Here is a 19065-nt window from a genome sequence, read left to right as displayed (position 1 = left end):
AAGTCGGCTTGAAGTCAAGCGGACGTCCGCCCGCCGGGTGGCCGCCCCATGACGGTCACCCGGCGAGCGGCCGTCGTCAGGCTCTCGCGGTGCAGGCGCCCGGCCTGGGGGCCCTGGCCGTGATCAGGTAACGGTCGATCTGCCGCTCCAGGCAGGTGGACCCGCCGGCGTAGGCGGTGTGGCCGTCGCCGTTCTTCGTCAGCAGCACGCCCTTCGACAGCTGCGCCGCCAGCGCCTTGGCCAGCGCGTACGGCGTCGCCGGGTCGCGGGTCGTGCCCACCACCACGATCGGCGGCGAGCCGTGGGCCCGCACCTTCTTGGTGAACGCCTTGCCCTTGACCGGCCAGTACGGGCAGCGCAGCTCGGGCCGGTCGAGGCAGTGGATGGCCCGGAACGCCTCCAGCGTGTTGGCGTACGTGCCGTCGGCCCGGCGCCCGTTGTAGAGGTCGGCGAGCCGCAGCAGCAGCGAGCCGTCACCCTTGAACCCCTGGGCCAGCGCCAGGCGCAGCGTCGGCCAGTACGCCACCCCGTACAGCGCCTGCTGGACACCGGTGCGCACGACCGCCTCGCTCACCTGGCGGCCGTCGTAGGTGTTGCGCAGCGGCGCGCGATCGGCCCGCTTGTAGAGCGCGTCGATCCGCTTCACCGCCGCGCGTACCGAGTGCTTCTTGAACGGGCAGCCCTTGGCCTTGAAGCAGTCGCGCACGAACGACTCCAGCGCCGTCTGGAAGCCCGTGACCTGGCTCTGGGCGAACTCGCCGCCCGACTGGCCGGGGTCTTCCGCGCCGTCCAGCACCATGGCGCGGATCCGCCTCGGGAACAGGTCGGCGTACCGGGCGCCCAGGTAGGTGCCGTACGACCAGCCGAGGTAGGTCAGGCGGGAGTCGCCCAGCGCCGAGCGCATCACGTCCATGTCGCGGGCGGCCTCGCCCGTGCTGACGTGGGCGAGCAGGTCCTTGCCCGCGTTGGCCGCGCAGGCCTTCGCGAACGTCTTCGACCACATCCTGGCCTGCTTGATCTCGGCCTTGGTGTCGGGCGTCGGGTCGGTGGAGTAGAAGGCGTCCAGGCCCAGCGTGCCCAGGCAGCGTACGGGGGCCGATCCGCCGACGCCGCGCGGGTCGAAGCTCACGACGTCGAACCGCCTGCGGAGCGATGCCGACACGGCCGCCTTGCTCGCCTTCAAGCTCTCCACTCCCGAGACTCCGGGGCCGCCGAAGTTGAGCACCAGGGAGCCGATCTTCTTTCCGGTCGCAGGAAGCCGGATCAGGCTGATCTTAATCCGTTTCCCGCCCGGCTTCGAATAGTCGAGTGGAACCTTTAATTTGGCGCACTGGAAGCCGCTGCCACACGATGACCAGGCAAGACGCTGGCCGTAATAGTCGGAGACCCGGCCGGGCGCCGTGGCGTTCGCCGTACCGGCCAGGCCGGTCATGGCGATCACGGCGACGATCACGGGTGTAATGATGGTGATGAGACGTCGCATAAGGAAAAAGTGACCGCTTAACCTTGCGGACCCCTTTAAAGGCGCTGGAATAGATCCCTTGCAAGAATGCCCGCGCCCGGGCCCGCGCCGCGCGCGCCGCCGCCATGGCGCGGCCCCCTCTGCGCCGCGCGCCGCCGTCACACGTATGGACCGGCCGCCGTCAGGGCGCGGACCGCTCCGGGGCGCGCAGCCCGGCGATGATGCGGTCGAGGGCGGCCAGGTCCGCGGGGTCCAGGGCGAGCAGGGAGCGCGGCGGGCGGGCCAGGATGCGCTCGGCCTCCTCGGCGACCGCCGTCCCGGCCGGCGTCAGCGTGACGATCCGGCTCCGGCGGTCGCTCGGGGCGACGCTGCGGGTCACGTAGCCGCGCCGCTCCAGGTCGTCCACCATCAGCGTGGTGTACGGCTTGTCGGTGGACAGCTCGGCGGTCAGCTCCCGCATCGTCATCGGCCCGGCCAGCAGGCGGCGCAGCGCCTTGACGCGGAAGAAGCTGATGCCGAGCGTCTCGGCCACCTCCTTGCGGCGATCCTCCTGGCGCAGGACGAGGTCGTACATGCCGGACCAGACGCGGGCCACCGCCTCCTGGTCGGGGGTCTGGCTCATGAGGTCTACGCCGTTCCTTCCGCGACAGGGTCGAGCCGTTCGGCGGTGCGGGCGGCGCTGTCACGGGCCCAGCCGGTGGTGGTCAGGATACCGAGGAGGGCGATCACCAGGCCGCTGCCGGCGATGATCCACCAGCCGATGTGGGTGGCGGCGGGAAAGCCGGTGGCGAACGGGCCGGCGACCGCCGAGGTGACCAGCGAGCCGATGACCGCGACGCCGAGAACCTGCCCGATCTGGCGGCTGGTGGAGGCCACCGCCGCGGCCATCCCGGCCCGGGCGCGCGGCATGCCGGACACGGCGGTGTTGGTGATCGGCGCGTTCACCATGCCGAAGCCCAGCCCGAACAGCACGTACGCGGTCATGAGCCGCCAAATCGGCATGTCCGCCGTCAGCCCCGTCAGGATCAGGCCGCTGAGCGCCATGGTGACCCCGGCCACGACCAGCGGCACGCGCGGCCCGGCGCTCGCCACGATCCGGCCGGACAGGGGCGCGCAGACCGCGGTCAGCCCGGCGATGGGCAGCGTGTAGAGGCCGGCGTGCAGGGCGGACAGGCCCAGCACGTCCTGGAGGTAGAGGGTGTTGAGGAACAGGAACCCGCCCAGCGCGGCCAGGGCGCACACGGCGGTGACGGTGGCTCCCGCGAACGGGGCGCTGCGGAAGAAGCGCAGGTCGATCAGGGGTTCGGCGTGGCGCAGCTCGTACGGGACCAGGCAGGCCAGCGCCAGCGCGGCGACCGCGAAGCAGGCCAGCGTCCGCGGCGAACCCCAGCCGGCCGCCGGCGCCTCGATGAACCCGTACGTCACGGTGGCCAGCACCACGATGATCAGCACCTGGCCGACGGGGTCGATCCGGCGGGCGCGCGGCGCGCGCGACTCCGGCACGAACAGCGCGCACAGCACGAACGCGGCCACGCCCACCGGGATGTTGATCCAGAAGATCGCCTGCCAGCCGGCCGTCCCCACCAGCGTGCCGCCGACCAGCGGGCCGAGCGCCATGCTGAGGCCGATCATGCCGCCCCACACGCCGATGGCCCTGGCCCGCTCGCGCGGCTCGGTGAAGGTGTTCGTGATGATCGACATGGCGACCGGGTTGAGCATGGAGCCGCCGACGGCCTGCAGCGCCCGCGCGGCGACGAGCCAGCCGAGGCTGGGCGCGAGCGAGCACATGAGCGAGCCGAGCGTGAACAGCGTCAGCCCCGTCTGGAACGTGCGGCGGCGGCCGACCCGGTCCCCGGTCGAGCCGGACAGCATGAGCAGGCTGGCCAGCACCAGCGTGTACGCGTCGATGATCCACTGCAGGCCGGAGACGGAGGCGTTCAGGTCGCGGCGGATGGCGGGCAGCGCGATGTTCACGATCGTGTTGTCCAGCCCGACGATGAACAGGCTCATGCAGCAGATGCCGAGGACGAGCATGCGCCGGCGGGGGCTGAGCACGGGGGTCGCGTCGGGCGGGGCGGAGACCCGCTTGGTTATAGACATAGAACGATTATATTCGCATAACTAAGTACCTCCACTGGCGGGTACTCCGGCAGGTGGCGGGACGCCAGGACCGGCCCTACACGGGCGGACCGAACCCGATGCCGTCGCCGTTGTCCTCCTCACGCTCCAGCAGCCCCTCGATGCCGCCTTCGAGGAACCGGGCCGCGTCCGCGGCCCGGGACAGCATGGTCTTCTCGTACGTACGCACGGCGTCGCCGACCGTGGCGGAGCCGGCCAGCGCGAGCGCGAGTTCGCAGGCGTCCAGCACGGCCAGGTTGGCGCCGACGCCCAGCGGGGGCATGAGGTGGGCGGCGTCGCCGAGCAGGGTCACGGCCGGGTTGTGCTCCCAGGCGTGCGGGGCGGGCAGGGCGAACAGAGGGCGGTCGACGTACGGGCCGTCGTTGTCGGTGATCATCCGGAGCATGGACGGCGACCATGGTCTTCGACCAGGATGAAAACCTGGAGGCGGAGCTGACCGCCGCCGTACGTCAGCGCCCCGCCAGTCAGAGCGTCGTCGACGCGCTGCGCGAGCACGCGCTCAAGTCCTGGCTCCCCGTCGCGACCCACCCGCGCTGGCCCGAGTTCAGCCGGCTCCTCGACTCCACACCGGTGCTGCGCGAATACGCCAAGCGCATGTGGACCCGCCACGCCGACGCCCTCAGCGCCGCCATCGCCGACGACGCGGGGGTGAGCCACGACAACCTCGCCTGTCAGGCCCTGGCCCGGTTCGTCCTGGAGATCCCGGCACTCACCCGAGGCCGCCCGGACCATCGGGCCGCCGTCGAAGAGCTCTTCGACCTGCTCACCCACGGCTGGCGCCCGCCCACGCCCTCGGAGCCTCAGGCCCGGCTTCCCGCTCCCCAGTAGAACGGGCCGGAGGTGGGGTGGACCTCGATGCGCCACCCGACCCGGGCCAGCCGCCGTTCGAGCTCCCGCGGGGGGTGCGGGACCTTGACGATCCGGTACGCGGTCCCGTCCAGGAGCCGCCGCCGGATGGTCGAGGACCCCTCGCCTTCGATGAGCTCGTCGGCGGTCCGGTAGGCGTCGTCGACGAAAAGGACCCGTCCCTCCGGTTCGAGGCAGTCGGCCGCCAGCGACCAGAAGGCCGGGAAACGTTCGGCCGGGACGTGCGACAGCCAGAACCCGAAGAAGACGACGTCGTACCGGCGCTCCGGCCGCCAGCCGAACAGATGTGCTTGCAGGTTCGTGCCGTCAGCCGATGTCATGAGCCGACTATCACAAACGTTCGCCGGACTGCGACACCTCTCGGGCCGGCCCCGGGGTGAGGCGGGCGTTCTCGTGGGGAGGACACGACCATGGGCGACACGGTCTCCGCACGGCGCGATGGAGGCGAGGAGCGCGGCACCGCGATCCTCGACGTGAGCGGGCTGCGGTGGGCCTCGGAGCAGAACGTGATCGTGGCCGTGCTCGGCCGGCGTCCAGGGGTGCTGCACGTCGAGGCCAACGCGGTGGCGCAGACGGCGACGGTGCGCTTCGACCCGCGCCGTACGTCCGTCGCCGAGTTGCGTACGTGGGTCATCGAGTGCGGCTACCACTGCGCCGGGCAGTCCGTGCCCACCCACATGTGTGACCCGATGGCCGAGCCCCGCCGGTCAGTCGATCACGCGACGGGTGCCGAGGCCGCACACCACGAGACAACGGATCACGGCGGCGAGACGATCGCGCCCCATGAGATGGCGGGTCACGGCGGCGAGACGACGACCACGCCACACGAGATGGCGGGCCATGGCGGGATGTCGATGGCGGCGATGGTCGCCGACATGCGCAACCGCTTCCTGGTGGCCGCGCTCTTCTCCATCCCGATCGTGCTCTGGTCCCCGATCGGCACGGACGTGTTCGGGCTGGAGCTGCCCGTGCCGTTCGGGTTGCGGCAGGACGTCTGGGCGTTGCTGCTCAGCCTCCCGGTGATCTTCTACTCGTGCTGGATCTTCTTCGCCGGAGCCGTACGCGCGCTCAGAGCCCGTACGCTCGACATGATGGTGCTCGTCGCGGTCGCGGTGGGCGCCGGCTGGCTCTACTCCCTGATCGTCACTCTCACCGGCGGCGGCGGTGAGGTGTTCTACGAGGCCGCCACCGTCCTGGCCGCGTTCGTGCTGCTCGGCCACTGGTTCGAGATGCGGGCCAGAGGCGGCGCGAACGACGCCGTCCGCGCCCTGCTCGACCTGGCCCCGCCCATGGCGACGGTCCTGCGCGACGGCCGCCCGGTGGAGGTCCCGACCGCCGGGGTGGTGGCCGGTGACCTGCTGCTGGTACGCCCGGGCGCGAAGATCCCGGTCGACGGCGTGGTCGAGGACGGCCAGAGCGAGGTGGACGAGGCGATGGTCACCGGCGAGAGCCTGCCGGTGCACAAGGAGCCGGGCTCGGCCGTCATCGGCGCCACCATCAACCGCGACGGCACGCTGCGCGTACGCGCGACCAAGGTCGGCGCCGACACCGCTTTGGCGCAGATCGTCCGGCTGGTCCAAGAGGCGCAGAACTCCAAGGCGCCGGGGCAGCGGCTGGCCGACCGGGCGGCGTTCTGGCTCGTCCTGGTGGCGCTGGTCGGCGGCGCGCTCACCTTCCTGGTCTGGCTGCTGGCGGCGGGGCAGCCGCTCGGCGTCGCGACGCTGTTCGCGATCACGGTCGTGGTCATCACCTGCCCGGACGCGCTCGGCCTGGCCACCCCGACCGCCATCATGGTCGGCACGGGGCTGGGCGCCGAGCGTGGCGTGCTGTTCAAGAACGCGATGGCGCTGGAGACCTCGGCTCGCGTCGACGTCGTCGTGATGGACAAGACCGGCACCCTGACCAAGGGCGAGCCGGAGGTCACCGATGTGGTGACCGTCGGCGCGCTGCCGGAGGAGGAGTTCCTGCGCCTGGTCGCGGCGGTGGAGCGCGAGTCGGAGCATCCGCTGGCCGCGGCGATCGTCCGGCACGCCGACGACCTGAGCCTGACCCCGATGACGGCGAGCGGGTTCGAGAACGTCCCCGGGCACGGCGCCGTCGCGCAGGTCGGCGGGCGCCGGGTCGTGGTGGGCAACCGGCGGCTGCTGGAGCGCGAAGCGGTGGAGCCGGAGACGCTGGCGAGCAGGCGGCAGGAGCTGGCCGAGGGCGGCAGGACCGCGGTCATGGTGGCCGTGGACGGCATCGCGGCCGGGGTGATCGGCATCGCGGACGCGGTCAGGGACACCTCGTCCGCGGCCGTGGCCGAGCTGCACGAGCTCGGTGTCGAGGTGGTGATGCTCACGGGCGACAACGCGGCCACCGCGGAGCGGATCGCGCGGCGGCTCGGCATCGACACCGTGGTCGCCGAAGTGCTGCCGGAGGAGAAGGCGGCCAAGATCGCCGAGCTGCGGGCCGCCGGCCGCAGGGTGGCCATGGTCGGCGACGGCGTCAACGACGCCCCGGCGCTGGCCCAGGCCGACCTGGGCATCGCCATCGGGGCCGGCACGGACGTGGCCATCGAGACCGCCGACGTCGTGCTCATGCGCTCCGACCCGCTCGACGTTCCGACCGCCCTGCGGATCGGCCGGGGCACGTTGCGCAAGATGCGGCAGAACCTGGGCTGGGCGATCGGCTACAACACCCTCGCACTGCCGATCGCCGCCGGGGTGTTCGAGCCGGCGTTCGGGCTCGTGCTCCGGCCCGAGATCGCCGCGCTGTCCATGTCGGGTTCGAGCCTGATCGTGGCGGTCAACGCCCTCGCGCTCAAACGGCTGCGCCTGCCCTCCCCCGGCGCTTCGTGACGCTGGATCTCCGGCCCTCTGCCGCTGTTCATCCGGCGTCGTTCATCGGGCGTCATTCATCGGGCGTCGCACAGAGCCCGGCTGACCAGCCGGTCGACGGCGGCCTCAAGCTGGAGAACGCGCCTGGCCGAATCGAAGCGCTCGGTGGAGACGGAGACCACGATGCTGCGCTTGCCGTCGTCGGTGACTCCCGTCCGGGTGGAGAAGCCGAGAATGTCCCCGCCGTGCCCCGCGTAGGTGCCGCCGCACGGCAGCGGACGCCGCATCAGGCCGAGTCCGTAGCGGGCGCCGGGCCAGATCTGCCGCAGTTCCTTGGCGACGGGAACGGTCTTGCGCATCTCGGCGAGCTGGGCGGGCCGCAGGAGTTCGCCGCCGAGCAGGGCGGTGAAGAAGCGGTCGAGGTCCGCGGTGGTGGAGATGAGCCCGCCCGAGGCGTCCGCGTCGCGGTGCCGGGTGGTGTCGACGAATCCCTCGCCGGTCTTGAACACGCTGTATCCGCGCGCGTGGGGGCGCGGCAGCTCGGCCGATCGTCCGGGCCAACGGGTGTGCTTGAGGCCCAGTGGCTTGATGACGCGCCGTTCCACCTCGGCGTACCAGGGGCGGCCGGTCACCTTCTCGATGATCAGGCCGAGTACGGCGTACCCGGTGTTGGCGTACGACCAGCCCTTGCCTGGGGCGAAGGCCGGCTTGTGGCGCATCGCCCTGGAGATGACCTGGCGCGCGGTGTAGGTGTCGAAGCGGTGGCGGCGGTATTCGCGGGAGGAGGCGATGGCCGTCGGGAACGGGTAGTCGTCGACGATCCCGCTGGCGTGCTGGAGGAGGTGGCGAACGGTGATCTTCCGGCCGTCGTTGCCGTGCCCCTTGATCAGCCCGGGAAGCCACTTGTCCGCGGTGTCGTCGAGTGACAGCTTCCCCTCGCCGGCCAGTTGCAGCACCACGGTGGCGACGAAGGCCTTGTTGCTGGAGCCGATCCGGAAATATCCGTTCGGCGGCACCGGGCTCTTCGTCCGGACGTCGGCGACGCCGGCGGTCACGACCGTGCTCCCGCCCTCGCCGGTGACGCGCACCTGCACCCCCGTGGCTCCGCCGGCGACGATCCGCTCGGCGTCGCGCCGCAGGTCCGACCGGCTGTACCCGGGCGCGGCGGTGATGGTGGTGGCCAGCAGGGCGGCGGCCACCCCTAAGTGTGTGACGAACATGATTTTTCCGCTTTCATCGGCATACGTGATCGAGCGCGTTCCACTCTCGTGGCAGGCACTCAGGCCGGCATCGGTCGTTCGGCTGATCTTGATCGACCGAACGACCAATCAAGATCAGAGACGCCGAACGGCTCCACACCCGCAGGTGTGGAGCCGTCGGTCTTGTTCGGGATCGTCGGCGGCGTCAGCGGAAGCGGCGCAGCCGGAGGCTGTTGCTGACCACGAAGACGCTGGAGAACGCCATCGCCGCGCCCGCGATCATCGGGTTGAGCAGCCCCATCGCCGCCAGCGGCAGCGCGGCCACGTTGTAGGCGAAGGCCCAGAACAAGTTGCCCTTGATCGTGGACAGCGTCCGGCGTGACAGCCGGATGGCGTCGGCCGCCACCCGCAGGTCACCGCGTACCAAGGTCAGGTCCGATGCCTCGATGGCGGCGTCGGTGCCCGTGCCCATGGCCAGGCCCAGGTCCGCCTGGGCCAGCGCGGCGGCGTCGTTGACGCCGTCGCCCACCATGGCCACGACCTTGCCCTCGGACTGCAGCTTCTTGACCACGTCCACCTTGTCGGCGGGCAGCACCTCGGCGATCACCTCGTCGATGCCCACCTCGGCGGCGACCGCCTTGGCCACGGCCTCGTTGTCGCCGGTCAGCAGGACCGGCGTGAGGCCGAGGGCGCGGAGCCTGGCGATGGCCTCCTCGCTGGTCGGCTTGACCACGTCGGCCACGACGAGCACGGCGCGGGCCCGGCCGTCCCAGCCGACCGCGACCGCGGTGCGGCCGGCGGCCTGGGCCTCGTGCAGCTCCCGTTCGAGGTCGGCGGGCAGGTGCTGCGACCACTCGGCCAGCAGCCGGGGGCGGCCGACCAGGACGGCGTGCCCGTCCACGATGCCCTGCACGCCGAGGCCCTCGACGTTCGCGAAGTCCTCAGGCGCGGGCAGCGCGCCGACGCGGGCGGCGGCGCCCTTGGCGACGGCCTGGGCGATCGGGTGCTCGGAAGCGTGCTCCAGCGCGCCGGCCAGGCGCAGCACCTCCTCCTCGCTCTCCCCCTCGGCCACGTGCACGGCCGTGAGCGTCATCCTGCCCTCGGTGACCGTGCCGGTCTTGTCCAGCACGACCGTGTCGATGCCGCGGGTGGACTCCAGCGCCTCGGGGCCCTTGATCAGGATGCCGAGCTGAGCGCCACGCCCGGTGCCGACCAGCAGGGCGGTCGGGGTGGCCAGGCCGAGGGCGCACGGGCAGGCGATGATCAGCACCGCGACCGCGGCGGTGAAGGCCGCTCCCGCGCCGGCGCCCGTACCGAGCCAGAAGCCGAGCGTGCCGAGGGCGAGCGCGATCACGATGGGCACGAAGATGCCGGAGATGCGGTCGGCGAGCCGCTGCACCTGCGCCTTGCCGGTCTGGGCCTCCTCGACCAGCTTGGCCATCTGGGCGAGCTGGGTGTCGGCGCCGACCCGGGTGGCGCGCACGACCAGCCGGCCGCCCGCGTTCACCGTGGCGCCGGTGACGGCGTCGCCCGTCCCGACCTCGACCGGCACGGACTCGCCCGTCAGCATCGAGGTGTCCACGGCCGAGGAACCCTCCTCGACCACGCCGTCCGTGGCGATCTTGTCGCCGGGCCGGACCACGAAGCGGTCGCCGGCCTTGAGCTGCTCGACCGGCACGCGCCGGCCGTCGGCCAGCTCCACCTCCTTGGCGCCCAGCTCCAGCAGCGCCCGCAGCGCGGCGCCCGCCCGGCGCTTGGAGCGGGCCTCGAAGTAGCGCCCGGCCAGGATGAACGCGGTGACGCCCGCCGCCGCCTCCAGGTAGATGTTGCCGGAGCCGTCGGTGCGCTCGATGGTGAACACGAACGGGTGCGTCATGCCGGGCACGCCCGCCGTGCCGAAGAACAGCGCCCACAGCGACCAGCCCAGCGCCGCGATCGTGCCGATCGAGATCAGCGTGTCCATCGTCGCGGCGCCGTGGCGCAGGTTGGTCCAGGCCGCCTTGTGGAACGGCCATCCGGCGTAGACCACCACGGGGGCGGCCAGCACCAGCGACAGCCACTGCCAGTTGGTGAACTGCAGCGGCGGGATCATCGCCATCGCGACCACCGGCACCGCCAGCACCACGGAGGTGATGAGGCGCTGGCGCAGGGGCCGGAGCTCGTCCTGCGGCTCCTCCTCCCCCGTCTCGGCCTTGGGAGGCGCGGGCAGGGCCGCCGTGTAGCCGGCCTTCTCCACCTCCTCGACGAGCAGCCGCGGATCGACGCCCTCGGGGAAGGTGACCTTCGCCTTCTCGGTGGCGTAGTTGACGGTCGCGGTCACGCCGTCCATCTTGTTCAGCTTGCGCTCGATGCGGTTGGCGCACGAGGCGCAGGTCATGCCGCCGATCGAGAGTTCGACCGCGTTGTGCCGGTCATCGGTGAGTTGTGACATCACCGTTCTCCTTCCTCTCGCTCAGTGGCCGTGGCCGTCGTCATCGTGCCCGGTCGCGCTCGGCGTCGGCTCGGCCGTGGCCGGCCGCTCCCCCGCCGCTGCCGTGAAGGCGGCGGTACGGACCTCGTCCCCGTGCTGGAAGTCGAGGAAGAGGCGGTAGTCGCCGGTGCTGGGCACCTCGGCGTAGAAGACGATCTCGGGACCGGCCACCGTCCTGCCGTCACCGGGCTCGCCGTCGGGGTGGACGTGCAGGTAGGCCAGGTCCCTGGCGCGCAGGGCCACCAGGTGGCCGTAGGCGCCGAGGTAGGGCTGCAGGTCGGTGACGGGCTCGCCGTCCCTGCTCACCTTGAGAGTGAGCTTACTGGACCGTCCGGGCGTCAGCTCGCCGTCGAGGGTGACCTCGTATCCGTCGACCTTGGCCGTACGGGACTGCTCGGGCAGCTTGCCCGGCTTGTAGTCACCGGCCACGGTCAGGTCGGCCCCCAGCGTCAGGCCGCTGCCGCCGGCCGGCACGAAGTCGGCGAAGGCGCGGTACGGCCCGGCTTCCGGCAGCGTCAGCCTGACCGACCAGACGCCGTCGGATCCCAGCTCGGGGTGGACGTGCTGGAAGTTCCTCAGGTCGCGGGAGGCGACGATGAGGTGCAGCTTCTTGTCGTGCTCGACCTCGTAGCCGGTGACCGGCCTGCCGTCGGGCCCGGTCACCGCGAACCGGAAGTCCGCCGGCTCGCCCGGCTCGAACGTCGCCGTCAGTGGTTCGAACGTGTAGCCCTTCTCGGACACCTGGAGCCCCCCGGGGGTATCTTGCTTCACCTGTCCAGTGTCGTGCCCGTCGTCATGCCCGGCGCTCGTGGCGGGCGCGGGGGTGGCGGCGGGCGCCGTCATGCCGGCGTGATCCGCCGCCTGAGGCGCCCCTGAGCTGGCCGTTCCCGACCCGATCGGGCCGACCACCTTGCCCGCGCCCAGGGCGCCGCCGAAGACGACGGCCAGCCCCAGCACGTACGCGCCGAGCTTCGTCGCGGCGTTCACTGGTTCACCACTTCATAGCCGGCCTCGTCGACCGCGGCCGCGATCCGCGCCGCGTCGACGGGGCCGTCACTGTCGACGGTCAGCAGGCCGGTCGCCAGGTCCACCTCGACGTTGGTGACACCGGCCACTCCGCCGACCTCTTCCTTGACCGAGCTGACGCAGTGGCCGCAGGTCATGCCCTTGACGGTGTAGGTGGCGGTGCTCATATCGATCTCTCCTTCAATCCGTGGGGGTCAGGAACGTACGAGTCGTGCGATGGCGTCGGAGGCCTCCTTGACCTTGGCCTCCGCCTCGGGCCCGCCCTTCCGCGTGGCCTCGGCCACACAGTGGGCCAGGTGCTCTTCGAGCAGCAACAGGGAGAACGACTTCAGCGCGCTGCTCGCGGCCGACACCTGCGTCAGGATGTCGATGCAGTATTTGTCCTCTTCGACCATCCGCTGCAGGCCGCGGACCTGCCCTTCGATCCGGCGCAGGCGCGTCGCATGATCCTGCTTGCTGCCGCTGTATCCGGCCATGTCCACTCCTTCCCTCGGTCAGCTGCTCCATCAACACCATACCCCCCTATGGTATTTCCGGCAACGAGCCGCCGGAGCGCATCCGTTCTTTTCGGCTTTTTTCGTCTTTCTTTGGCTTTCTTTGGACGGAGATGTCGAATCGCGTCGAGCCCGTTCGTAGCAGGGGTGAGAGGCCGGCAACGGACCGGTCACCACTCACCGGAGGTTCATCATGTCCGTCATCACCACCGCCGCTCCCGCCAGGTCCCTGATCCTCAGCGGCCTGACCGCCACGGCCGTCGCCGGTGCGGCGACCGCCGCCGTCGCCGCGGCGGGTGAGCTCGCCGGAATCAGCCTGGTCGTCAACGGCGCGCCGATCCCGGTGTCCGGTTTCGCCACGCTGACCGTCATCTTCTCCCTCGTGGGCCTGGTGCTGGCCGCCGTACTGGCTCGCCGGGCCCGGCACGCGCGCACGACGTTCGTCCGCACCACGCTTGTGCTCACGGCGCTGTCTCTGGTACCGGATGTGCTCGTCGGCGCGTCGGTGGCGACGAAGGCGCTGCTGATGGTGACGCACGTCGTCGCCGCCGCGATCGTCATCCCGGCCATCGCCCGCCGTCTGTCCGCCTGATCCCCTGGTCGAAGGAGTTCGCCCGTGAAGAAGTACCTGCTCGCCGTCCAGTACGACGAGAGCACGCCGTGGCCGTCCGAGGCCGACCTGAACGAGCAGCAGGCCAGGACCACCAAGGTCACCACCGACATGCAGGCAGCCGGTTGCTGGGTGTTCGTCGGCGGCCTGGTGGGCTCGCACGCCACCACCGTCGTACGTCCCGGCGACGGCACGACCACGATGACCGACGGGCCGTTCGCCGAGACCAAGGAACAGCTCGGCGGGTTCTGGGTGATCCAGTGCGACGACCTGGACCAGGCGCTGGCCTGGGGCGAAAGGTGCGCGCTGGCCTGCGGGTCCCCGATCGAGGTGCGCCCGTTCGAAGACGCGCAGTGGACGTGAGCGGGCGGTGAGCCCGGTGGATCTGGACGGCGATCCACCGGGCCGAATACGGCAGGTGCGTGACCACCCTGACGCGCTTGCTCGGGGACATCGGCCTGGCCGAGGTCTTCGTGCAGAACGCGTGCGCGGTGGCCGTCCAGAAGCAGACGCAGGGCCTGGCCGAGGACCTCGGGCAGAACACATTGACCGTGGCGTCCAGAAGCAGACACAGAGGCCCGACCGAGGACCTCGGGCAGAACACGTTCACCGTGACCGCCCAGAAGCAGACACAGGAGCCGCCGCCCAATCCGGGCGTGTGGATCGTCACCACCGCCCGCAACCGGGCGATCGACCGCCTGCGCCGCGAATCCACCCGACGTACACCCGCCAGGCCCACCACACCCAGGCGCTGCTGCTGCACCAATCCGACGAACCCGAGCAGGTGGGACCGGTGCGCGACGACCAGCTCCGCATGATCTTCACCTGCTGCCACCCGGCGCTTTCCCCGCCCGCCCGCACCGCGCTCACCCTGCGACTGCTCGGCGGGCTGGAGGTGGCCGAGATCGCCCGGGCCTACCTGGTGCCGGAGTCGACCGTCTTCCAGCGAATCGTCCGCGCGAAGAAGAAGATCCGCGACGCCGACATTTCGTACCGCGTGCCCGGCGCCGCCGAACTGCCCGACCGGCTCACCTCCGTGCTGACCGTCCTCTACCTGATCTTCAACGAGGGGTATGCGTCCACGTCAGGAGAGCTGCTGCGGACGGATCTGTGCCTGGAGGCGGTCCGCCTGGCCAGGGAACTCGCCGAGCTGATGCCCGACGAGCCCGAGGCCCTCGGGCCGCTGGCACTGCTCCTGCTCACCGAGGCCCGCCGGCCCGCCCGGGTGGGACCGGCGGGCGAACTGGTGGTACTCGCCGACCAGGACCGATCCCTGTGGAATCACCGGCTGATCGCCGAGGGGCATGAGCTGGTACGCCGCTGCCTGCGCCGTGACCGGCCGGGTCCGTACCAACTGCAGGCCGCGATCAACGCCGTACAACCGACGGCCCGGCCACCGACTGGGCCCAGGTGCTCGCCCTGTACGACCAACTGCTGCGGCACGCCCCCACCCCGATCGTCGCGCTGAACCGCGCGGTCGCCGTCGCCGAGGTCCACGGCCCCGGGCCGGCCCTGACCGCCACCGAGGACCTGAACCTGCCCGGCTACCACCTGCTCTCAGCCACCCGCGCCAACCTACTGACCCGCCTCGGCCGCACCAGCGAAGCCGCCACCGCCTACGACCAGGCCATCACCCTGGCCACCAACGACACCGACCGCACCTTCTTGCGGGATCGGCGGGCCCGCCTGACCCCGGACGTGTGACCGCGCCTCACCCGGCCGATGTGCTCGGTCGCGTGCAACCAGACCGACCACTTGGACCCACGATCATGAAACTAACGACCACCACGCAGGTCTCCGTCGGACGGGATAATGCAGGACAACGGCCCCTCAAACCAGAAACGCCTGAGCGGATTCGAGCGCGACGGGGTAGGCCGATCGACCAGCGCGCGCGTGCCAGCCGCAGCACGCGGAACACGCGGTCCTGGCAGGAACCCGGCGCTTAGCGACCGTAAAGGAACAGGTAGATCGACCAGCTCCTGCCACTTACGGCGCTCGGAACGTGCGATCACGGTAGAGAACCCGGCCCTCAGCGGCCGCATCGGGGCGGCAAAACAACCAGCGCCCACCACCCGCAGCGCTCAGAACCTGCACTCACCACGGCAGGGGACCCGGCGCCCAGCAACCGTACCGAGGCAGGTAAAACGGTCAGCGTCCGCCACCCACAGAACTCGGAACCTACATACACCACGGCTGGAGACCGGCGCTCAGCGACGATCGTCCGTGACGGTGATGAGCCCGCCCTCGTAGGCGGCGACGACAAGCTGAGCCCGATCGCGGGCATGCAGCTTGGCCAGCAACCGGCTGATATGGGTCTTGACCGTCCCGACGGTGAGATGCAGGTGCTCGGCCAGCTCGGCATTGGACATCCCTCTGCCGATGAGGGTGAGCACCTCGCGCTCGCGCTGGGTGATGTCGCTGAGATCCCGGACGGCAGGGGCGGGTTGAGCACCGCGCAGGAAGTCGGCGATGAGCCGGCGGGTCACGGTGGGCGCGAGCAGCGCCTCGCCGGAGGCGACGACCCGGATGGCGGCCAGGAGCTCGGTCGCCGTGGCGCTCTTGATGAGAAATCCGCTGGCACCGGCCCTGAGCGAGGCGTACACGTAATCGTCCTGGTCGAACGTGGTGAGGATCAGCACGCGGGTCCCGGCGTTGCCGGGGTCGGCGCAGATCCGCCTGGTCGCCTCGATCCCGTCCATGTCAGGCATCCGTACATCCATGAGGACGACATCCGGCCGCTGAAGGCGAGCCAGCCGCACAGCCTCGGCACCCGTACCGGCCTCCCCCACCGCGGTCATCCCCGGCGTGGCGTTGATCAGCACTTTGAGGCTGTCCCGCACCAGAACCTGATCCTCGGCCAGCACCACCCGAATCCGCGCCGACGACGGCACGTCGTCCGGGACGGCATCCCCACTCACCTCGCCACTGCTCACACCCACACCGCCCTCGTCACCCTTCGCGGTGCCAGCCTCCCAACGCCAGCGCCCCCAACCTGAGCACCCTCAACGTCAGCACCCTCAGTCTGAGCGCCGCCGACGTGAGCGCCCTCAACCTGAGCGCCCTCGACGCGAGCGCTGCCAATGTCAGCCCCGCCCATGAGCTCACCGATCACGCCGACGCCGCCCAAGTCACCACCTCCCCAGATCGGCACCGCCGACGTCTGCGCGACCATATCAACGCCGCCTCCTCAACCGAGCCCCCGTCATCAGCGCCGCCCACGTCAGCACCACTCCCACCGGCACCGCCCGCGCCAGACCACCCACATCAGGACCACCTTCGCCAGCGCCACCCGTGCCGGCACCACAACGCCAGCACCACCCACCTCAGCACTTCCCATGGCAACACCTCCCCCACCGGCAGCGGTCACGGCAGGGGGTCGGTCTGATCGTCGTAGGGTAAGCGGGCCGTGACGCGGAAGCCCCCTTCGGGGCGGAAATCGGCGTCGAACGTGCCGCCGTACATCTTGACCCGTTCGCGCATGCCGATCAAGCCGTGTCCTCCGCCTCGGCCAGCTCGCGGGGGCCGCCCGCGGCGGGGGCCGTCGTCGGTGACCTCGATGGCGGCGGCCCGCCCGTCGATGGCGACGGTGACCGAGCAGCGGGTGGGACCGGCGTGGGTGATGACGTTGGTCAGCGCCTGCTGCACGATCCGGTAGACCGACACCGCGACCGCGGGCGGGAGCGCGGCCTCCTCATGGACGGTCAGCTCCACCTCCACCCCGGCCGAGCGGGCGTGGTCGGCCAGCTCGGGCAGGTCGGCCACGCCGGGGACGGGTACGTGGGTCTCCGCGAGGTCGCCGTCGGAGCGCAGGAGACCGAGCACCCGCTGGATCTCGGTGAGCGCGCCGCGGCTGGTCCGTTCGATGACGGCCAGGGCGGCGCGCACCTCCTGCGGGCGTTCGTCGGCGACGTGGTTGGCCACGGTGGCCTTGACGGCGATCAGGCTCATGCTGTGGCCGATCACGTCGTGCAGCTCCCGGGCGATGCGCCGCCGTTCATCGGCCACCGCGGCCTCGGAGAGGTGGCGGACGAGGCGGGCGGTCGTCTCCCGTTTCCACTTGACGGCGCTTCCCACGCCCCAGCCGGCGACCAGGAACACGCAGACAGCGCCGATCTCCACCGGCCAGTATGGTGGCAGTTCGCTGGGGGTCGCCGGGGGCGGCAGGCCGGGGAGCACCTGATCGTAGAAGAGCAGGATCGCGCCCGTCGCGGCGAGCGCGCAGGCCACGAGGCCGCTCACCGACCAGGTGGCGGAGGCGGTGGCCGCCACCAGGTAGAGCGCCAGGACGGTCGGCACGAACGTCAGCCAGATCATGCCCGCCGCGACCGCGCCGGACAGGGTCGCCGCGGTGGCCGTGGCGCACGCGAGGACGAGCATGGCCCGGGGCCGGCGCCGCCGGAAGGCGATCGGGAGGCTCACGATCGCCGCCACCGGCCAGGCCGACCAGGCGGGCCACGGCGACGAAGGGCCGGGCGGATCGACGATGGCGTAGCCGATGGTCAGCGCCACGACGACCGCCGCCGCCGCGTCGGCGACGCCGTTCGTTCCGATCCGCCGGGCCCAGGTCATCAACAGCCTCTCCGAGGAAGCCCCCGCTGTCAGGCGGGGGAGGTTGTCACGACGAGAACGTACCGTCACGGCGGATCATCTGGCATCTGACCAGGGTCGTACTTTCGGCGTCTGTCTGAGGTTGTACGGCGGCTCGTGCCGGCCGTTCAAGATGCGACCTGAGCCAGACGCGCGGACCGGGCGTCGTCCAGCACGCTGCTGGTGCGCCCCGGCGTTCCGGCCGGGGCGTTCGGACACGGACGGACGGGCGGCAGAGCATGGACATCGACCTTCGCGGGCGCATCACCCGGTGGCGGCAGGCCGACGCGGCGCGGCGGGCCGCCAACGGCGAGGCCAACCTGGGCCGCCGGCCTCCCTTTCCCGGCCGCTGGGTGAGCGCCGTCTCGCTCATCGGCGGCCCCACGCTGATCATGGTGGGGACTCTCCTGCGCTCCCCGTTCTACTTCTTCGTCCCTTACCAGCTCGTCGCCTACACCCGCCATCCCGCCCTCATCACCGCCGCGTATGTCTGTTTCGCGGCCGGGTTCGTGCTGCTCTGGCCGGCGATCATGGCGCTGGCGCACCGGATCGCCGTCACCCATCCGCTGTGGGGCATATGGGGCGGTTGCCTGGTGATCGTCGGCCTGTTCACCCGGACCTTCCAGTACGGCACCGACCACCTGGCCTTCCACCTGACCGACACCCTCGGCCTGCCGACCATGCTCACGGGCATCGACGGCTACTACCTGGCCTGGCGCGACTCCGTCTGGCACCCGTTCAGGTCCATGTCGGGGCCGGCCTTCTTCGGCTGGGTGGTGCTGGCCATCGGCGCCTACCGGTCTGGCGCCCTGGGGTTAGGCCGGTCGATCGCGCTCGGGCTGATGTCGGCACTCGCCCTCGGCACCCTCAAGGGCACCGAACCCCAGTCCTTCGTCGCCGTCGGTGGTCTGTGCCTCGCCCTCATCCCCATGGGCATCTCGCTGCTACGCGAAGGCCCTCCGCCGACCAGGCGCGCCATGCTCTGGATCGTCGCCCTCTCCGCGGTGCATGTAATCATGACGGCTTTCGGACCGAGAGGGTGATGAGCGGATGTGCGGCGGCCTGGACGCCACCTCCCCCGGTCCGGGCCGGGCCGCGCCGGGCTGGGTCGGACCGGGTCGGGCTGGGTCGGACCGGGTCGGGGCCGGGCTGGGCCGGGCTGGGTCGGACCGGGTCGGGACCGGGGCCGGGCCGGGTCGCTAACGGTTCCCGCCGTCCGCGGCCAGGACGATTCGGGGTGGGAGCCACTTACCGCCCACGAGCCGCACATTTCGGGGTGCGAACCACCCACCGCACGCTGGGTGAACGTTGTCGGGGACGAGCCGCCTGCCACCCGTGGCCTGGACGTTTCAGTGTGCAAGCTGCCCGCCGCCTGGATGTTTCCGGGTGGCG

Annotated in this window: 20 protein-coding genes; 8 read left to right on the top strand and 12 right to left on the bottom strand. The window is 71.2% G+C overall.

Going from position 1 to position 19065, the window contains the following annotated elements:
- Positions 1-76 precede the first annotated feature (76 nt).
- The 4 genes from AB0C27_RS45610 to AB0C27_RS45595 all read right to left on the bottom strand — a co-directional run bounded on the left by AB0C27_RS45610 (position 77) and on the right by AB0C27_RS45595 (position 3986).
- Positions 77-1453 (bottom strand): alpha/beta hydrolase, encoded by a 1377-nt coding sequence (locus AB0C27_RS45610; protein WP_357858839.1) that lies wholly within the window; start codon positions 1451-1453, stop codon positions 77-79.
- Between the two features lie 190 nt (positions 1454-1643).
- Positions 1644-2084: a MarR family transcriptional regulator gene (locus tag AB0C27_RS45605; protein ID WP_346112842.1), complete on the bottom strand. Its 441-nt coding sequence runs from the start codon at positions 2082-2084 to the stop codon at positions 1644-1646.
- Between the two features lie 5 nt (positions 2085-2089).
- The gene (locus AB0C27_RS45600; RefSeq protein WP_357858835.1) at positions 2090-3562 is read right to left on the bottom strand and encodes an MFS transporter; all 1473 of its coding nucleotides are present in this window, start codon (positions 3560-3562) and stop codon (positions 2090-2092) included.
- Positions 3563-3638: 76 nt separating this feature from the next.
- Entirely contained in the window at positions 3639-3986 is a 348-nt protein-coding gene (locus AB0C27_RS45595) for an FAD-dependent monooxygenase (protein WP_357858832.1), read from the bottom strand.
- An 11-nt stretch (positions 3987-3997) separates the two neighbouring features.
- Here AB0C27_RS45595 and AB0C27_RS45590 point away from each other — a divergent pair, with 11 nt between their 5' ends.
- The gene (locus tag AB0C27_RS45590) at positions 3998-4429 is read left to right on the top strand and encodes a hypothetical protein (RefSeq protein ID WP_357858829.1); all 432 of its coding nucleotides are present in this window, start codon (positions 3998-4000) and stop codon (positions 4427-4429) included.
- Here AB0C27_RS45590 and AB0C27_RS45585 read toward each other — a convergent pair.
- On the bottom strand, positions 4402-4788 hold the full coding sequence (locus tag AB0C27_RS45585; protein ID WP_357858826.1) for a hypothetical protein: 387 nt from the start codon (positions 4786-4788) through the stop codon (positions 4402-4404). The two genes, AB0C27_RS45590 and AB0C27_RS45585, sit on opposite strands and share 28 nt — an antisense overlap.
- A gap of 90 nt (positions 4789-4878) precedes the next feature.
- On the opposite strand from AB0C27_RS45585, the gene AB0C27_RS45580 reads away from it, so the two are divergent.
- Positions 4879-7308, top strand: a complete 2430-nt coding sequence (locus tag AB0C27_RS45580; protein ID WP_357858823.1) for a heavy metal translocating P-type ATPase — start codon at positions 4879-4881, stop codon at positions 7306-7308.
- A gap of 56 nt (positions 7309-7364) precedes the next feature.
- Here the strand turns inward: AB0C27_RS45580 and AB0C27_RS45575 are convergent, their stop codons facing one another.
- The 5 genes from AB0C27_RS45575 to AB0C27_RS45555 form a co-directional block, all read right to left on the bottom strand.
- Positions 7365-8507, bottom strand: a complete 1143-nt coding sequence (locus AB0C27_RS45575; RefSeq protein ID WP_357858820.1) for a serine hydrolase domain-containing protein — start codon at positions 8505-8507, stop codon at positions 7365-7367.
- A gap of 184 nt (positions 8508-8691) precedes the next feature.
- Complete coding sequence (locus tag AB0C27_RS45570) at positions 8692-10917, bottom strand: heavy metal translocating P-type ATPase (protein WP_357858817.1); 2226 nt, start codon at positions 10915-10917, stop codon at positions 8692-8694.
- Positions 10918-10938: 21 nt separating this feature from the next.
- Positions 10939-11943, bottom strand: coding sequence for a hypothetical protein (locus tag AB0C27_RS45565; protein ID WP_357858814.1), 1005 nt, complete (start codon positions 11941-11943; stop codon positions 10939-10941).
- Positions 11940-12149, bottom strand: a complete 210-nt coding sequence (locus AB0C27_RS45560) for a heavy-metal-associated domain-containing protein (protein ID WP_346112835.1) — start codon at positions 12147-12149, stop codon at positions 11940-11942. Before AB0C27_RS45560 ends, AB0C27_RS45565 begins: the two co-directional genes overlap by 4 nt.
- A 27-nt stretch (positions 12150-12176) precedes the next feature.
- Positions 12177-12458 (bottom strand): metal-sensitive transcriptional regulator, encoded by a 282-nt coding sequence (locus AB0C27_RS45555; protein ID WP_357858811.1) that lies wholly within the window; start codon positions 12456-12458, stop codon positions 12177-12179.
- A 211-nt stretch (positions 12459-12669) separates the two neighbouring features.
- Here AB0C27_RS45555 and AB0C27_RS45550 point away from each other — a divergent pair, with 211 nt between their 5' ends.
- From AB0C27_RS45550 to AB0C27_RS45530, 5 genes are read left to right on the top strand one after another with little or no spacing between them, the layout of a single operon-like run.
- Positions 12670-13068, top strand: a complete 399-nt coding sequence (locus AB0C27_RS45550) for a DUF6069 family protein (RefSeq protein ID WP_357858808.1) — start codon at positions 12670-12672, stop codon at positions 13066-13068.
- Between the two features lie 24 nt (positions 13069-13092).
- The gene (locus AB0C27_RS45545) at positions 13093-13449 is read left to right on the top strand and encodes a YciI family protein (RefSeq protein WP_357858805.1); all 357 of its coding nucleotides are present in this window, start codon (positions 13093-13095) and stop codon (positions 13447-13449) included.
- Positions 13450-13508: 59 nt separating this feature from the next.
- Positions 13509-13904 carry a sigma factor gene (locus AB0C27_RS45540; RefSeq protein ID WP_357858802.1) on the top strand — a complete coding sequence of 132 codons (396 nt, stop codon included), beginning with the start codon at positions 13509-13511 and terminating at the stop codon, positions 13902-13904.
- Positions 13880-14554 (top strand): DUF6596 domain-containing protein, encoded by a 675-nt coding sequence (locus AB0C27_RS45535; protein WP_357858799.1) that lies wholly within the window; start codon positions 13880-13882, stop codon positions 14552-14554. The genes AB0C27_RS45540 and AB0C27_RS45535 overlap by 25 nt, the downstream gene beginning before the upstream one ends.
- On the top strand, positions 14497-14790 hold the full coding sequence (locus tag AB0C27_RS45530) for a hypothetical protein (RefSeq protein ID WP_357858796.1): 294 nt from the start codon (positions 14497-14499) through the stop codon (positions 14788-14790). The genes AB0C27_RS45535 and AB0C27_RS45530 overlap by 58 nt, the downstream gene beginning before the upstream one ends.
- Positions 14791-15293: 503 nt before the next feature.
- Here AB0C27_RS45530 and AB0C27_RS45525 read toward each other — a convergent pair.
- On the bottom strand, positions 15294-16019 hold the full coding sequence (locus AB0C27_RS45525; RefSeq protein WP_357858793.1) for a response regulator transcription factor: 726 nt from the start codon (positions 16017-16019) through the stop codon (positions 15294-15296).
- Between the two features lie 430 nt (positions 16020-16449).
- Positions 16450-17655 (bottom strand): histidine kinase, encoded by a 1206-nt coding sequence (locus AB0C27_RS45520; RefSeq protein WP_357858790.1) that lies wholly within the window; start codon positions 17653-17655, stop codon positions 16450-16452.
- A gap of 257 nt (positions 17656-17912) precedes the next feature.
- Between AB0C27_RS45520 and AB0C27_RS45515 the strand changes: the two genes are divergently transcribed.
- Entirely contained in the window at positions 17913-18716 is an 804-nt protein-coding gene (locus AB0C27_RS45515; RefSeq protein WP_357858787.1) for a hypothetical protein, read from the top strand.
- The last annotated feature ends 349 nt before the right edge of the window (positions 18717-19065 follow it).

It is taken from the genome of Nonomuraea sp. NPDC048882 (assembly GCF_040649755.1).
In the GTDB taxonomy this organism is placed as follows: Bacteria; Actinomycetota; Actinomycetes; order Streptosporangiales; family Streptosporangiaceae; genus Nonomuraea; species Nonomuraea maheshkhaliensis.
Note: the sequence above shows the minus strand (reverse complement) of the source record. Positions and strands in the feature narration are given on the sequence as shown.

Bases quoted from the DNA above. Each gene is read 5' to 3' on its own strand.
- AB0C27_RS45605 (WP_346112842.1), bottom strand. From the start codon at position 2,084: ATGAGCCAGACCCCCGACCAGGAGGCGGTGGCCCGCGTCTGGTCCGGC.
- AB0C27_RS45600 (WP_357858835.1), bottom strand. From the start codon at position 3,562: ATGTCTATAACCAAGCGGGTCTCCGCCCCGCCCGACGCGACCCCCGTG.
- AB0C27_RS45595 (WP_357858832.1), bottom strand. From the start codon at position 3,986: ATGCTCCGGATGATCACCGACAACGACGGCCCGTACGTCGACCGCCCT.
- AB0C27_RS45590 (WP_357858829.1), top strand. From the start codon at position 3,998: ATGGTCTTCGACCAGGATGAAAACCTGGAGGCGGAGCTGACCGCCGCC.
- AB0C27_RS45585 (WP_357858826.1), bottom strand. From the start codon at position 4,788: ATGACATCGGCTGACGGCACGAACCTGCAAGCACATCTGTTCGGCTGG.
- AB0C27_RS45580 (WP_357858823.1), top strand. From the start codon at position 4,879: ATGGGCGACACGGTCTCCGCACGGCGCGATGGAGGCGAGGAGCGCGGC.
- AB0C27_RS45575 (WP_357858820.1), bottom strand. From the start codon at position 8,507: ATGTTCGTCACACACTTAGGGGTGGCCGCCGCCCTGCTGGCCACCACC.
- AB0C27_RS45570 (WP_357858817.1), bottom strand. From the start codon at position 10,917: ATGTCACAACTCACCGATGACCGGCACAACGCGGTCGAACTCTCGATC.
- AB0C27_RS45560 (WP_346112835.1), bottom strand. From the start codon at position 12,149: ATGAGCACCGCCACCTACACCGTCAAGGGCATGACCTGCGGCCACTGC.
- AB0C27_RS45555 (WP_357858811.1), bottom strand. From the start codon at position 12,458: ATGGCCGGATACAGCGGCAGCAAGCAGGATCATGCGACGCGCCTGCGC.
- AB0C27_RS45550 (WP_357858808.1), top strand. From the start codon at position 12,670: ATGTCCGTCATCACCACCGCCGCTCCCGCCAGGTCCCTGATCCTCAGC.
- AB0C27_RS45520 (WP_357858790.1), bottom strand. From the start codon at position 17,655: ATGACCTGGGCCCGGCGGATCGGAACGAACGGCGTCGCCGACGCGGCG.
- AB0C27_RS45515 (WP_357858787.1), top strand. From the start codon at position 17,913: ATGGACATCGACCTTCGCGGGCGCATCACCCGGTGGCGGCAGGCCGAC.